Origin of the sequence: Paenibacillus sp. JNUCC32 (assembly GCF_014863545.1) — a bacterium.
GTDB classification, from domain to species: domain Bacteria; phylum Bacillota; class Bacilli; order Paenibacillales; family Paenibacillaceae; genus Paenibacillus_AQ; species Paenibacillus_AQ lautus_A.
The window spans coordinates 6,493,010-6,507,103 of the sequence record NZ_CP062260.1; the positions used below are offsets into that span (position 1 = coordinate 6,493,010).

Here is a 14,094-nt window from a genome sequence, read left to right on the forward strand (position 1 = left end):
GCGCATGAATTCAACCCATGAGAAGCTTGCACAATCGCTGAAGCTGGCGCTGGACGAGGATCAATTGACGAACTGTATGCGCTGCGGATTCTGTCAGACCGCATGTCCGACATTCATCGAAACCGGGCTCGAGGCTGCCTCCCCACGCGGGCGGATCGCCCTCATGAAAGCGGTTGTCGATGGTTTGATGGAACCGGATGAGAGCTTTCGGAGCCAAATGGATCTCTGTCTGGGGTGCAGGGCATGCGAGCCGGCATGTCCGTCCGACGTGAAATACGGCGAATTGATCGAGCAGACCCGGGCGGCCATTGCGGCGGAGAAGCCTTATTCGCTGCCGGTACGAGTCGTCCGCAAGACGTTCCTGCAAGGGATTTTCCCGCATCGCGGAAGACTGAAGCTGATCGGCAAGACGCTATCGTTCTATCAGAAATCCGGGCTGCAGAAGTTTGCGCGCAGCTCCGGGGCCATGAAGCTGTTTCCCGACCATCTTCAGCAGCTGGAAAAGGCGCTGCCTGACGTAACGGGCGATGGTCTGGAAGAACTGTGGAGCAAGGCCGGCTTGCCCTACCGCCGCGAGACGATAGGGAGCGGTTCCAAGCTTATGGTGATCCCTGCGTCCGGGGCCAGGGTCGGCCGGGTCGGCATGTTCCGGGGCTGCATTATGGATGTCATGTTTGCTTCTACGAACGTGAACACCGTGCGGCTGCTGCGCCAGGCCGGGTTCGAGATTGTCATTCCGGAGGAGCAGGTATGCTGCGGTGCGCTGCATGCCCATGCCGGTGAAATGGACGATGCCAAACAGCTGGCCGGCCAGAATATATGGGCTTTTGGGGAAGCGAACGTAGATTACATTGCAAGCAATGCGGGGGGCTGCGGCGCCCTGCTGAAGGAATACGATCATCTGATGCATGCCGAACAGAATGAGCGGCTTCAGCAAGCGGCCGTTCGTTTCGCAGAACAGGTAAAGGACATCTCGGAGCTGCTGAGCAGTCCGGGACGACCGCTTATGCCGATTCAAGCGGAAAGCGCGAATAAGACCGTCAAGGTCACCTACCAGGATTCTTGCCATCTGCGCAATGTCATGCGGGTGCAAGGAGAGCCTCGCCAGCTGATGCAGCAGCTTCCGGGCGTAGACATGTGCGAGCTTCAGGGAGCAGAGGTTTGCTGCGGTTCCGCGGGCATTTACAATCTGACCCAGACGGAAATGTCGACGACGCTGCTCGATCATAAGATGGAGCATGTGGAGGCAACAGGGGCCGAGGTCATCGTGACCTCGAATCCGGGCTGCCTGCTGCAGATGAAGTGGGGCATCGAGCGTGCCGGTAAACAACGCATCGAGGCCGTTCATCTTGCCGATTTTCTGGCAGGGCAGGTATGGATTGAGGATAAGGGCGAGTAACGAATCGGGGCATTTCCATGGTCAACATGATCAGGGAAATGCCCTTTTCTGGTTCAACTCCTTATTATGGCCGCAGTTCCTATTCCAATCCAACGATCTCTTGCATGGTTCTTTCGTACAGTTCGCGTAGAATCAAGAGGCTGTCTAAGGCATGCCAAGCGGAAGGGGATCGGCCGTAATCGTTATAGACCAATGAACCGGTTTACATCATTCCCAATCAACGGTATGGTAGACCCACAGGGAGAATTCCTTTTCACATTTGATGCAAATACATATTGCAACATGCCATGAAATGCGATTCATCAAGGAGGAGAGCGATAACATGAAAGAGAGTTTTGATCCGTCACTCATCGAGCGATTGGAAAGTCCGGAAAGGAAAAAAGAGCTGCCGGCTTCTTCGCTGCTTAAGATGCTTCAGGTGAATGGCGAGGTGGATGTGCTGGATATCGGGGCGGGCACCGGCTATTTTTCCATACCGGCAGCCTCATTAACGACAGGCACCGTTTACGCGCTGGATACCGAGCCAGCCATGCTCGACATGATGCGCGGGCGTGCACAGGAACAAGGAATCACGAATGTGAAGGTGATGGAAGGCGTGTTGGAACAGCTTCCTTTACAGGATGAAACCGTGGATCGAGTCATCGCGTCCTTGATCCTTCACATCACCGACCAGCTGGAGGAGTCGATCTCCCAAATCGCAAGAGTGTTACGGCCAGGCGGGCGCTGCTTGTGTCTGGAATGGCAGGAAGACTCGTCCGAGAAGCGGGTTCCGAGGCCGAACCGGGTTGACCCGCAGGTGCTGAAGGCTATGTTGGAGCAAGCAGGGCTGCAGGTTGACGGAATCCAGTATCCCACGGATCGTCACTACCTGATCATCGCCAGCAAGTAGTTCATGACGTTGGCAGCTTCTTGCGGGGGTGCTTCCTTAGATCGGCAGCCGAAATGCGCCGTTATCCCTCCCTGATTTTTGGAGTGGATCAGCGCATTTATGGATAGAGCTGGAACATTTCAGGGGAGAGGGCCGTCTAAGGATTGAGGTGACCCATGATGAGAAAATCCAAGGTTATGATCATGCTTAGCTGTTTGCTCTTGCTCGTCAGCCTGTATACGATACAACCATCCAACGTATTTGCTTGCTCATGTGCCGGACCGCCTGAGGTTTCGGAAAGCCTGGAACGGAGCGCAGCGATATTCGCAGGCAAGGTGACTCAGATCGCGGGCCCGCCGCGAAAGCAGGTCATGTCCTCGGCTGATCCGGTTCGTGTTACGTTAGAGGTAACGGAAATATGGAAAGGCGAGCTGAACCCCGTAACGGAGCTTACCACGGCCATGTCATCGGCCAGCTGCGGTTATGACCAGTTTGCCGTAGGCAGCGAATATCTGGTGTTCGCGTCCGCGGAGTCGGGCCGGCTGACAACGGGGCTTTGTGACGGAACGAAGCCGCTCACCGCCGCCGGCAAGGAGCTATCCGAGCTAGGGGCCGGATATCCTCCGAAAGCTGCGCCTCCACCGGGGGAAACGGGGTCTGATACGCTTGCTGAGGGAATGCTTCCAAGTGAAGGTGAGGCTGCTGATCAGACATTTATGCAGAGGCCTTTCCTGTGGGGGGTTGTCGTCGTGCTGCTGGCAGCTGGACTATGGCTCTATTTTTGGAGGAAGAAAAAAAGAAATGTAAAGTGAATGTAAAATTATTGAAAGTCTATTGGCGGTGGTAAACGGCCATGCTATAATTCATGTATTCAAGTAAAGGGGAGTAGCAGTCGCAGCAAAGTCGTCAATTCGTGACACGAACGTGTCTCCGGCTTTGTTGGCAACGAAAGTTGTTTGCGAGACCTTTGCCGATTCGGTAAAGGTGCTTATTCCTACAGCCTATTTCAGGGTAGATACCTTTATCGCCGATTTTCGGGATAAAGGTTTTTTGTTTTATACGCCTTTGAAACGTAAATCGGATCATCCTATACATGAAGGAGAGATTGCGTTTGGAAATGGGACTGTTGCTCGAATATGGGTGGGTGCTGCTGGTGTTGATTGGACTCGAGGGGATTCTCGCAGCCGATAATGCCCTGGTGATGTCCATCATGGTTAAACATTTGCCGGAGGACAAAAGGAAGAAGGCGTTATTTTACGGATTGGCCGGTGCGTTTGTGTTCCGTTTCGCATCCCTCTTCATTATCTCTTTTCTGGCGGATGTCTGGTACGTACAGGCGATTGGGGCCTTCTACCTGCTGTATATCAGTATCAATCATATGGTGAAGCAGTTCTTTGTGAAGAAGAAGAAACATCTGAAGGAAGCGGAAATGAAACAAGAAAAATTCTGGGTTACCGTGTTAAAGGTAGAGCTTGCGGATATTGCGTTTGCGGTCGATGCGATTTTGGCTGCCGTAGCCCTCGCCTTGACGCTGCCGGAAACCGGCCTCCCGAATATCGGGGGCATGGACGGCGGACAGTTCCTGGTTATCCTGGCAGGCGGAATTATCGGCTTGGTGATCATGCGGTTCGCGGCATCGTATTTCGGCAGGCTGCTCGTAAGAAGGCCCGGCTTGGAAACGGCTGCATTCCTGATCGTGGGATGGGTAGGAATCAAGCTGGCCGTCTATACGCTCGCGCACCCGGATATCGCTGTATTAGAGAAGACGTTTCCCAAGAGCGCCGGCTGGAAGCTCATATTCTGGGGCGTATTGATCCTGATTGCGGTCCTCGGCTGGTTCTTGTCCAAGGAGAAAAGCGATATGACCGAGAAGGAACGGAAACAAGTGGAAAGCTAAAGCAACGGCCCCTTTTGATATAATGAACATAGGAAAAAGAAAGGAATCGTGATCTCGCGTGTAAAATTATCGTTTCTGCGCAACCTTAAAATATATAGATATGAGGAGAAACGATTGTCATTGGATAAATGAAGCTTAAAATTGGATAAAATGCTGCCCGCCCTGATTCTGTTCATGGTCATTGAGAGTCATATGACTTTCTGGATTACCGCCGAGTTAAAGATGCCTCCGAGAATGCAAAACGGTTATGCTGCGGCATCCGTACCTGTCCGCATTTGACCGAAAGGCAGAAATTCCTAACGGAAATCATTGAGGTTACCCTGGCTTAAGAGTAGAATAAGATTATGTAGGGCGCTATCAGCTTTTCTTTTTTTGGATACAAGACAAGAAAACAGATACACCTTGTGATTGTGAATCAGCCTTATTGGCCGGGGAGTGAGGAGGACGCAGATGCCTGTCCTGAAGCTCCTTCGGTCAGCTAAGGCTTTTTGATTTGAGTAGGAGATAACAGCCATAAAAAGGAGTGAGCATGATTGATAATCCTCAAAACACAAGAACAAATCGCCAAGATGAATAAAGCCGGCGATATTCTCGCCGAATGCCACCGGCAGATCGCCAACATGATCAAGCCGGGCGTAACGACGCTGGAGATTGATCAGTTTGTCGAACGGTTCCTGGCGGAGCGCGGCGCGACGCCGGAGCAGAAGGGGTATCATGGTTATCCTTTTGCGACCTGCGCATCGGTCAATGACGTGATCTGCCATGGTTTTCCGAGCCATGAGCCGCTGAAGGACGGGGATATCGTTACCATTGATATGGTGGTGAAGTATGATGGTTGGCTCGCCGACTCGGCTTGGTCCTATCCGGTCGGAAACGTCTCCGAGGAAGCGCAGCATCTGCTGGACGTGACGAAGAAAGCTCTGTACCTCGGAATTGAGCAAGCGGTGATCGGCAACCGGATCGGCGATATTTCCCATGCGATTCAATCCTATGCGGAAGCACAGAATTTATCGGTTGTCCGCCACTTCGTGGGGCACGCCATCGGCGAAAATATGCATGAGGAACCGCAGGTTCCGCATTACGGGCCACCCAACCGCGGGACTCGGCTTAAAGAGGGCATGGTCATCACCATCGAACCGATGCTGAACCTGGGAACATATCAATGCAAGATCGATTCGGACGGATGGACCGCCAGAACCGTGGACGGGAAATGGTCGGCGCAGTATGAGCACACGCTCGCCATCACGAAGGATGGCCCCGTGATCCTGACGGAACAATAAGTGGCGACTTTATAGTGTGAGCCCTGGGCAAAGGACTCCAACGAAGCAGGCGGAATTGTTCTGTAGAAACGGAGTGGTCGCCTTTGCCCCCGAACTCCCACGATTGATTTCGTGGTTCAAAGGAAATTTGGGGGCAACAGCGATCGGAAGAATAATCCGCAGGCGGAGTGATGCGTTACCATGAAGGATTCGACATCTGCGAATAGACGTCAATCCCAGTTTTTCTTTAGAGATCAGGAAGAAAAAGCGCCGAAGCTCGATCGACTTGATCTCGCAAGAAAAACAACCGCTAATGAAGGATTCGACATCTGCGAATAGACGTCAATCCCAGTTTTTCTTTAGAGATCAGGAAGAAAAAGCGCCGAAGCTCGATGACTTGATCTCGCAAGAAAAACAACCGCTAATGAAGAATTCGACATCTGCGAATAGACGTCAATCCCAGTTTTTCTTATAATAGAGTAATCATTTTACAAGCGAAGGGAACATGGAACATGACGATACGAAAAGCATTAACCGTAGCCGGCTCGGATACAAGCGGCGGCGCTGGCATCCAGGCCGATCTGAAAACCTTTCAGGAATTTGACGTATACGGAATGACCGCACTGACCACGATTGTCTGCATGGAACCAAAGACATGGGATCACCAGGTTTTCCCGGTGGCATTGGATATCGTTGAAACGCAGTTGAAAACCGTGCTCGAGGGCATCGGCATCGATGCCATGAAAACCGGCATGCTTGGATCCGTAGAGATCATCGAGCTCGTTTCCCAGTATATCGACCGCTATGATCTGAAACGGATCGTCATCGATCCGGTGATGGTCTGCAAAGGCACGGATGAAGTGCTGCAGCCCGAAAATACGGAAGCGATGCTGGAATTCCTTCTCCCGCGCGCCGATTTGGTAACGCCAAATCTGTTCGAGGCGTCCCAGCTGGCCAAATCCGGTCCGATCACGTCCCTGGATCAAATGCAGCAGGCTGCCGCCATCATTCACGAGCGCGGCGCAAAGAACGTGCTGATTAAAGACAGAGGGAAGATCCGCGAAGGCAAAGCCATGGATCTGCTCTATGACGGAAACAGCTTCGAATGGTTCGAGTCCGACGCCATCGTTACCAAGTACACCCACGGTGCGGGCTGCACGTCATCCGCTTCCATCACGGCCAATCTTGCCAAGGGCTTGAGCGTTCGCGAGTCGGTACAGCAAGCCAAAGCCTTCATTACCCAGGCGATTTCGAACGGCTTTCCGCTGAATGAATTCGTAGGTCCGACAAGGCATTCCGCACACCGCAGTTTATCTGCGAATTAAACAAGATGCATTTCTTTGCAAGCTTATTCATGTTTGAAATTCCGCTTGCGAGGAGCGACCGAAAACCTTTCTTCCTAGAAGAAAGGTTTTTTTGTTGTTAGTCGAACCTGCTGCATATAGTATATAGGTGCAAAGGCATGCTTCGTTCTGCGCGTTTTTTCGGCAGGGATCAAGCGGCTTAGGTCCTTTCCAGTATAATTATGTGCTATACTTTATAAAGGGTCTGATAGAAACAGGAAGAAAATGTTTAGGGGTTGAGACATGTTTCAGGACATTTTGGATTTTTTGATGAAGTTTGGTCCATGGGGATTGTTTATTCATTCGTTTGCGGATGCTGTCATTTTTCCGGTTCCCGCCTTTTTTCTGCAGGTTTCGCTTAGCATCATGCATCCGCAGAATGCACTGTGGCTTGCAACGTATGGTTTTATCGGATGCTTGCTGGGGACGCCGCTGGGCTATTTGATCGGAAAGCTGCTTGGGAAGTCGGTATTATACAAGATACTGAAAAAAGAGTGGATTGACGCTGCAACGAACATGTTTCAAAAAAACGGCGAAGCCGCCATACTGATCGGCTCCTTTACGCCGGTTCCCTTTAAAGTGTTTACGATTCTGTCGGGATGTTTGAAATTCCCGCTATGGAGACTGTTGGCATATGCCGCGCTTGGCCGGGCTACCAAGTTTTATGTGGTGGGTACCCTGTTCTATCTGTACGGTAACGCCGCGGAGGGCATGGTTAAGGATGTATCGTTATATATTGCGCTGATCGCCGTTCCGCTTCTGTTGATCGGCGTGTACTTCAACCGCAAACGCAAGCGCAAGAAAATGGAGCAGCAAAAGCTGGCTGAATCCGGTCCTGTCGTGGTGGAGAAGGCGGTTCTGGAGCAGGCGTCGGATCAGACTCCATCGGCCTAACGCTAGAGAATGACGCCGGGGGTTAACCCCCGCGAGGAACATATAAAATAACCCCACAAAGTGGAGCCTATGCTTCGATGCTTATTCCAAATACTTTGCGGGGACCCCAAAAAACTTATTTAAAAAAAGCAGCCGGGTGCGAGCCCGGCTGCTTTTTTCCAAGGTATCAGAGAAACATATTTATATCATAGCTACATATTCTCGGTATTAACCCGTTTTTCCGATTCTGAAGAACTTGCCTCGGCCTTTCGTGGTCACAGGAACAAATGTCGGCGACGGGGACAACGGGGCTGGCATATCTTGAGCAAGATAACCGTGGAGAGGCCCGCGATAGACTTCATTCAACTGGGGGGAGTGGGAGAAATCTTCCGGCGTTACAAGATGACAAGGCTTGTTCACAGGCCGCAGGCCTGCTTGCTCCAGCACCGTCGCGACAAAGTGGGAGCAGAAAAAAGCATCATCACGATCGATATGAATCCGAAACAATATACCCAGCAGCCCTAGCAGATTATATTTGTAGCGGTCCTGATCACGCATCATCTCTTTCACAAGATTGTGCATGCGTTGATAGTCTTCATTACTGACGCGGAAGCGATATACCGCGCACTCCGAAGTGTAGAAGAAAGGGTCACGCAGGTTCTCGCGAACCAAACCGCCGTCAAACGGATTGTTCGCCTTCTTTCGCCCAAAGCTGTACACTTCGCGTAACTCGGAATCAAACGCTATGGATGCATGGTTAAGTGGGGCCTTCGTGAAATATTGGATCATTCTGCTGAACCAGGTGCCCGTGCCTGTAAGCACAATCCAAATATCTTGTTCCGTGTACATACTCGCAAACTCCTTTGTTAACGATCCTAACGACTAGCAATTGTAAATGACTTGCTTTCTTTCACAATAAACGAAAAAGCCATGGCGTTCAAGTCAAAAAAAACCATTTTCTCTCAATTTCACTAGAATAGCGCTGGGATAGACACCAAATATTAGAAACCTCATATCCAATATATTCGCTTCATGTCCGAATTATCCTTTGGATTGTTTTATTTATATTCCATATAGGCTAAAGGAGAAGCAATCCCATATCTAGAAATTAGGTAAAACCGATTTGAACAATGAAAGACAGGAGGATCTCCAAACGATGATGAATAGTGAATGTCTCAGCTATGATTTTATGGTTCAGGCGATAGAAGTTGCGCCGATAGGAATGGTATTCATCGATTCAGAGGGGAGCATTATCCGAATCAATCCGGCCGCTTGCACGATGCTCGGATATGAGGAGGACGAATGTCTGCATCATCCCTATAACGATTGGGTTTATCCGGAGGACGTAAATAAGGACAGGGAAATGATGGAAAAATTTAAAACGGGCCGGATCTCTTCCTTGCAAATGGAAAAGAGATTGATACATAAACAGGGAGATATCAGGTGGGTATCGTGCAGGCTTAGCACAGCCCGCAGCAGAGAGGGAAGGGCGCTGGGCTATGTAGCGCATTTGACGGATATCACCGACATGAAGAGAGCGGCCGATCAGGAAGAGAAGCGGCTGATCCAGTCCGACAAGCTGTCCATGGCCGGGCAGCTTGCCGCAGGAATCGCCCATGAAATCCGAAACCCGATGACGTCCATCAAAGGGTTCGTGCAGCTGATTCGCTCCGGCGCCGGACGGAAGGATGAATATTTCGATATTATCTCTTCGGAGATTGAAAGGATCGAACTGATCGTCAGTGAGCTTCTGTTCTTGGCGAAGCCGCAAAGCGTGAAATTCGAGCGTGCCGATATCCGGCAGCTGCTGGAACAAGTGATTACGTTATTAAATACGCAGGCGATTATACATAACGTAGAGATCATAACCGATTTTGGAGAGCAAGAGGCCAATGTGGACGGTGACGTGAATCATCTGAAACAGGTCTTCATCAACTTTATAAAAAATGCGGTGGAATCGATGCCAGACGGCGGCGAGTTGACCATACGACTGGAGAGAGGCAGCGACGAGACCGTGGCCATCCATTTCACGGATAACGGATGCGGAATCCCGGAATCGATCCTATCCCGTCTCGGGGAACCGTTCTTCACAACGAAGGAGAAGGGCAACGGCTTAGGGTTCATGATCAGCAAAAAAATGATCGAGGATCACAGGGGGCAGGTGTATGTGACCAGCAAGCTTCAGGAGGGAACGACCATAACGGTCATGTTGCCGCTAAGCATAATCTAGCTTGACCGGACGTATGGTTCGCTCTACATTATAGAAAGATATAGGAGAGGGGGCGGTTAAAATGGGCAACATGCAATTGTTAAAAGAGCCCAAACGGCGCAAGCTGCTGTTCAGCGCGGGTGCCAGCTGGATGTTCGATGCGATGGATGTCGGCATGATTTCGTTTGTTGTTGCGGCATTGGCAGCGGAATGGTCGCTAAGCTCGCAGCAGGTCGGCATTCTGACAAGCACCACATCGATCGGAATGGTATTCGGCGCAGCCATGGCCGGATTTCTGGCGGATAAATATGGACGGAAAAATATTCTGCTGTGGACACTGCTCATATTCTCGATAGCGAGCGGGCTTTCCGCTCTGGCTACCGGTTTTGTCATGCTGTGCTTGATGCGCTTTATCGCCGGCTTCGGACTTGGCGGAGAGCTTCCGGTAGCTTCAACGCTGGTATCCGAAAGCATGCCCGTTCATGAACGGGGAAGAGCGGTGGTGCTGCTGGAAAGCTTTTGGGCGGCAGGTTGGATACTATCCGCGCTTATTGCTTACTTCGTCATTCCGGATTACGGCTGGCGGACAGCCTTTGTCATCGGGGCTTTGCCCGCGTTCTATGCTCTCTACCTGCGGCGGGCCATCGAGGATTCGCCAAGGTATATCGAGCAGACGGCCAAGGCCGTCCGGAAGCTGACCTTCGGGCAGCGTGTGGCCTCGGTCTGGTCGGTCGAACATCGGCGTACGAGCATTATGCTGTGGATATTGTGGTTTACGGTCGTATTTTCATATTACGGGATGTTCCTGTGGCTTCCCACCGTCATGGTCGATAAAGGATTCAGCTTGGTTCGAAGCTTCCAGTACGTGCTGATTATGACGCTTGCCCAATTGCCGGGGTATTTCACGGCGGCGTATTTTATCGAGAAGTTCGGACGTAAGTTCGTGTTGGTTACTTATTTGGTGCTTACGGCGCTGAGCGCAATTTGGTTTGGCTACGCCAATACGGAAGGCTCGCTGCTCGCCGCAGGCATATCCTTGTCCTTCTTCAATCTGGGAGCATGGGGAGGCTTGTATGCGTACAGTCCGGAGCTTTATCCGACGAAGGTTCGTTCAACGGGGGTCGGGCTTGCCACATCGTTCGGTCGGATCGGCGGCGTGATCGCGCCGCTGCTCGTCGGGGTGCTCAAGCAGAATGGGACCCGCATCGAAATCATTTTCGTGATGTTTTTCGTAACCATCCTGATCGGGGCGCTGGGGGTACTGGTGCTTGGCAAGGAAACGAAAGGCCTGGAGCTTGCAGACTAAAGCAGGCCCGTGCTTTATGTTGATTTACAGGAAGGGTGATAGGCTTCGAAATTCATGCTTTCTAATATGACAAAAAAGGGTGGATCCCAAGGTTCAATGACTTTGGATCCACCCTTATTTTAGTGTACAGCGTCAAGCGTCAGCGAGATCGAAGCATTATACCTCCATGATGGAAGGCATAATGTACGGGCTTCTGCCAAGCTCCCGCTTGAAATAGCGGTTGAGCGTGTTGTTGGTCATCTGCTCCCAGGCAGCACGATTGTATTCCCGCTGTTCGCCGGCTTTGTTCAGCTGTTTGCGGAGCATCGCTTCGGCCCGGCGCAGAAGCGGCTTGGAGTCCTGCATATACACGAACCCGCGGGTAATCAGCTCCGGTCCGGAGAGCAGCTTGCGCGTTTCCCGGTTGATGGTAATCGCGACGATCACCACGCCATCGTGAGCGAGCTGAACGCGTTCCTCAAGCAGCTCCTTCTCATGGGTGCGCAGTTCACCATTGTTAATATAGACGTCACCCGAAGGGATGTTCCGGCCTTTGCGCGCATAATTGCGGAAAAGGGACAGCGTGTTGCCGATGTTCATCAAGTAGACGTTGCTGTCGGGAACCCCGACCTGCACGGCAAGATGACGGTGATTGAGCATCATCCGGTATTCTCCGTGAATCGGCACAAAGTATTTGGGACGCAAGCTGCTGATCATGAGCTTCAAATCTTCGCGGCAGCCGTGGCCCGAGGTGTGGATATCGAGAATGGAGCCGTATTTAACTTCGGCCCCGGCCCGCATTAAGAGATCGATGCTACGGTTAACGTTCTGGGTGTTCCCGGGAATCGGCGATGACGAGAAAATGACGGTGTCCTCCGGATGAATCTGGATCGAACGATGGGCACCAGAAGCGATGCGCGTCAGCGCCGCATTGGGTTCGCCCTGACTGCCCGTGCAAATAATCAGCACCTGGTCGTCGCGATAGCGGTTAACGGCTTTGACGTCAATCATCATGCCGTCCGGCACGCGAATATAACCAAGCTCCTGGCCGATCACAAACACCTTTTCCATGCTGCGGCCGACGATGGCGATTTTGCGGCCGGTTCGAATGGCGGCTTCGACCACCTGCTGCAGACGATGAACGTTGGATGCAAAGGTCGCAAACAGGATCCGCCCGGGACATTCCTGGAACAGGCGCAGAATGGAATCGCCGACGGTGCGCTCCGAAGGGGTAAAGCCGTCGCGTTCGCTATTGGTGCTGTCGGCCATCAGGGCCAGGACGCCCCGTCCGCCGATATGCAGAATTTTGTGCAGATTGGCAGGCTTGTCCTCCGGCGTAAAATCAAATTTAAAGTCCCCGGTATGTACGATCGGTCCATACGGGGTTTCGACAACGACCCCGAAGGCATCCGGAATGCTGTGGGTGGTTCTGAAAAAATGAACGGAAAGATGACGGAATGCAATCGTCTCGTCTTCATGGAATATGCGCAGATCACTCTGATCCAGCAGGCGATGCTCTTCCAGCTTGGCACGAACCAAGCCGATGGTCAGGGCTCCGCCATAAATCGGCATCTGAATTTGACGAAGCACGTAAGGAATGGCCCCGATATGGTCTTCATGGCCATGGGTCAGGAACATACCCTTTACTTTGTGCTTATTATCGAGCAAGTAACGGATATCCGGAATAATGTAATCGACGCCGCTCATTTCGGCATCCGGGAATTTCAGTCCGGCATCGATGATAATGATCTCGTTTTTGAATTCGACGCCATACATGTTCTTTCCGATCTCGCCAAGCCCCCCCAGCGCAAAGATGCGCACGGGCGGAGCGGAAGGCCTCGGTTTTTTGGCCGGTTTGGCAGTTTGAATCTTATCGGTTAGCAGGGGTTTAGACATAATGTGAAAGAATCCTCTCTATGGTAATTAAGGCATAAGCCTGGTATTTTAATTTCTTCTCTACTTAAGATATCAGAAAGTTCAAGCTTTTGGGAAACGCTTTTCAAAATTCATGTGCATTTCGTCCGTGACAGTCACCTATTTTTGCCCACTCTTATATGCTGTAGAAGAGGAGGACTGGTGATGAGCGGTTTAATGAGGTTGGACGATATGGATGCAGCCTATGGATTGCCGGAGGAATGGCAGCGGGAAGCGATCGTTAAGCTGACTGAGAAAATGACGGATCGTTCCGCCAAATTCCCCTGCATTCCGGCAGTGCAAGGACATGCGCTGAATCATTTTAGATACGGTTTTATCAACCGCGGCGAATCGCAGGAGGCGGCGGGGCAATTGGCCGCACTACTGCATGAGTTCGGGCTCGGCTCCAGGGGCTTCGGCCCGTATACTTCCCTTGTCGTATTTATAAATACGGAACATGGCCGAGATAGCCTCGAGGGCGTGGAGTATTATGAGCGTTTGTTCTGGCGGCTGCTGAGCCGGACCACCGAATACGATACGGAGCCTTGGCCGGCGGACCTGCCGGGGGAACCAGACGATCATCTGTGGGAATTTTGTTATGCAGGCGAGCCTTATTTCGTATATTGCGGAACGCCGGCACATGAGCTTCGCCAGAGCAGGTATTTCCCCTACATGATGCTTGCTTTTACGCCTCGTTGGGTTCTGAAGCAGTTCAATGCCCGGGCCAGGCAAGCTGAACATACCAAAGTGCTGATACGCAAGCGGTTGACCGAATATGATCCAGTCCCCCCACACCCGGACTTGAAGTTCTACGGGGCGGAGGACAATTATGAATGGAAGCAATATTTCCTGCGGGATAACGAGGAGTCTCTGTCGAAATGTCCGTTTGCAAGGCTGCACAAAGAGACTCATAAATAGAAAAATAACATGCTTCTATCATCATACCCTAAATTGGAGTAAGGGTTAACAGGCATTCCATTTCAAAAGCTGCCACTTATGCGATCATCCGCAGGGTGTCGGCTTTTTTTGCGAAGATGCGCTGCTGTG

Annotated in this window: 12 protein-coding genes; 10 read left to right on the forward strand and 2 right to left on the reverse strand. The window is 51.6% G+C overall.

Annotated features, from left to right (window positions below):
• Positions 1 to 4: 4 nt before the first annotated feature.
• From JNUCC32_RS28745 to JNUCC32_RS28775, 7 genes are all read left to right on the forward strand, one after another.
• Positions 5 to 1,399 carry a (Fe-S)-binding protein gene (locus JNUCC32_RS28745; RefSeq protein ID WP_192570523.1) on the forward strand — a complete coding sequence of 465 codons (1,395 nt, stop codon included), beginning with the start codon at positions 5 to 7 and terminating at the stop codon, positions 1,397 to 1,399.
• 322 nt (positions 1,400 to 1,721) lie between these two features.
• The gene (locus JNUCC32_RS28750; protein ID WP_192570524.1) at positions 1,722 to 2,288 is read left to right on the forward strand and encodes a class I SAM-dependent methyltransferase; all 567 of its coding nucleotides are present in this window, start codon (positions 1,722 to 1,724) and stop codon (positions 2,286 to 2,288) included.
• Between the two features lie 155 nt (positions 2,289 to 2,443).
• A complete protein-coding gene (locus JNUCC32_RS28755; RefSeq protein WP_192570525.1) occupies positions 2,444 to 3,079 on the forward strand; it encodes a hypothetical protein in 636 nt (211 codons plus the stop codon).
• A 299-nt stretch (positions 3,080 to 3,378) separates the two neighbouring features.
• The gene (locus JNUCC32_RS28760) at positions 3,379 to 4,164 is read left to right on the forward strand and encodes a TerC family protein (RefSeq protein ID WP_192570526.1); all 786 of its coding nucleotides are present in this window, start codon (positions 3,379 to 3,381) and stop codon (positions 4,162 to 4,164) included.
• A gap of 533 nt (positions 4,165 to 4,697) precedes the next feature.
• Positions 4,698 to 5,444: a type I methionyl aminopeptidase gene (gene map, locus JNUCC32_RS28765; RefSeq protein WP_015737542.1), complete on the forward strand. Its 747-nt coding sequence runs from the start codon at positions 4,698 to 4,700 to the stop codon at positions 5,442 to 5,444.
• A 491-nt stretch (positions 5,445 to 5,935) separates the two neighbouring features.
• A complete protein-coding gene (pdxK, locus tag JNUCC32_RS28770) occupies positions 5,936 to 6,748 on the forward strand; it encodes a pyridoxine/pyridoxal/pyridoxamine kinase (RefSeq protein WP_192570527.1) in 813 nt (270 codons plus the stop codon).
• A gap of 261 nt (positions 6,749 to 7,009) precedes the next feature.
• Positions 7,010 to 7,660, forward strand: a complete 651-nt coding sequence (locus JNUCC32_RS28775; protein WP_015737540.1) for a YqaA family protein — start codon at positions 7,010 to 7,012, stop codon at positions 7,658 to 7,660.
• A gap of 207 nt (positions 7,661 to 7,867) precedes the next feature.
• Here JNUCC32_RS28775 and JNUCC32_RS28780 read toward each other — a convergent pair whose 3' ends face one another.
• Positions 7,868 to 8,488, reverse strand: coding sequence for a hypothetical protein (locus tag JNUCC32_RS28780; RefSeq protein ID WP_009590113.1), 621 nt, complete (start codon positions 8,486 to 8,488; stop codon positions 7,868 to 7,870).
• A 307-nt stretch (positions 8,489 to 8,795) separates the two neighbouring features.
• On the opposite strand from JNUCC32_RS28780, the gene JNUCC32_RS28785 reads away from it, so the two are divergent.
• Positions 8,796 to 9,869 carry an ATP-binding protein gene (locus JNUCC32_RS28785; protein WP_192570528.1) on the forward strand — a complete coding sequence of 358 codons (1,074 nt, stop codon included), beginning with the start codon at positions 8,796 to 8,798 and terminating at the stop codon, positions 9,867 to 9,869.
• Positions 9,870 to 9,930: 61 nt separating this feature from the next.
• The gene (locus JNUCC32_RS28790; RefSeq protein WP_192570529.1) at positions 9,931 to 11,154 is read left to right on the forward strand and encodes an MFS transporter; all 1,224 of its coding nucleotides are present in this window, start codon (positions 9,931 to 9,933) and stop codon (positions 11,152 to 11,154) included.
• A 156-nt stretch (positions 11,155 to 11,310) separates the two neighbouring features.
• Here the strand turns inward: JNUCC32_RS28790 and rnjA are convergent, their stop codons facing one another.
• Complete coding sequence (rnjA, locus tag JNUCC32_RS28795; RefSeq protein ID WP_015737537.1) at positions 11,311 to 13,029, reverse strand: ribonuclease J1; 1,719 nt, start codon at positions 13,027 to 13,029, stop codon at positions 11,311 to 11,313.
• A gap of 183 nt (positions 13,030 to 13,212) precedes the next feature.
• On the opposite strand from rnjA, the gene JNUCC32_RS28800 reads away from it, so the two are divergent.
• Complete coding sequence (locus JNUCC32_RS28800) at positions 13,213 to 13,965, forward strand: YqcI/YcgG family protein (protein ID WP_192570530.1); 753 nt, start codon at positions 13,213 to 13,215, stop codon at positions 13,963 to 13,965.
• The last annotated feature ends 129 nt before the right edge of the window (positions 13,966 to 14,094 follow it).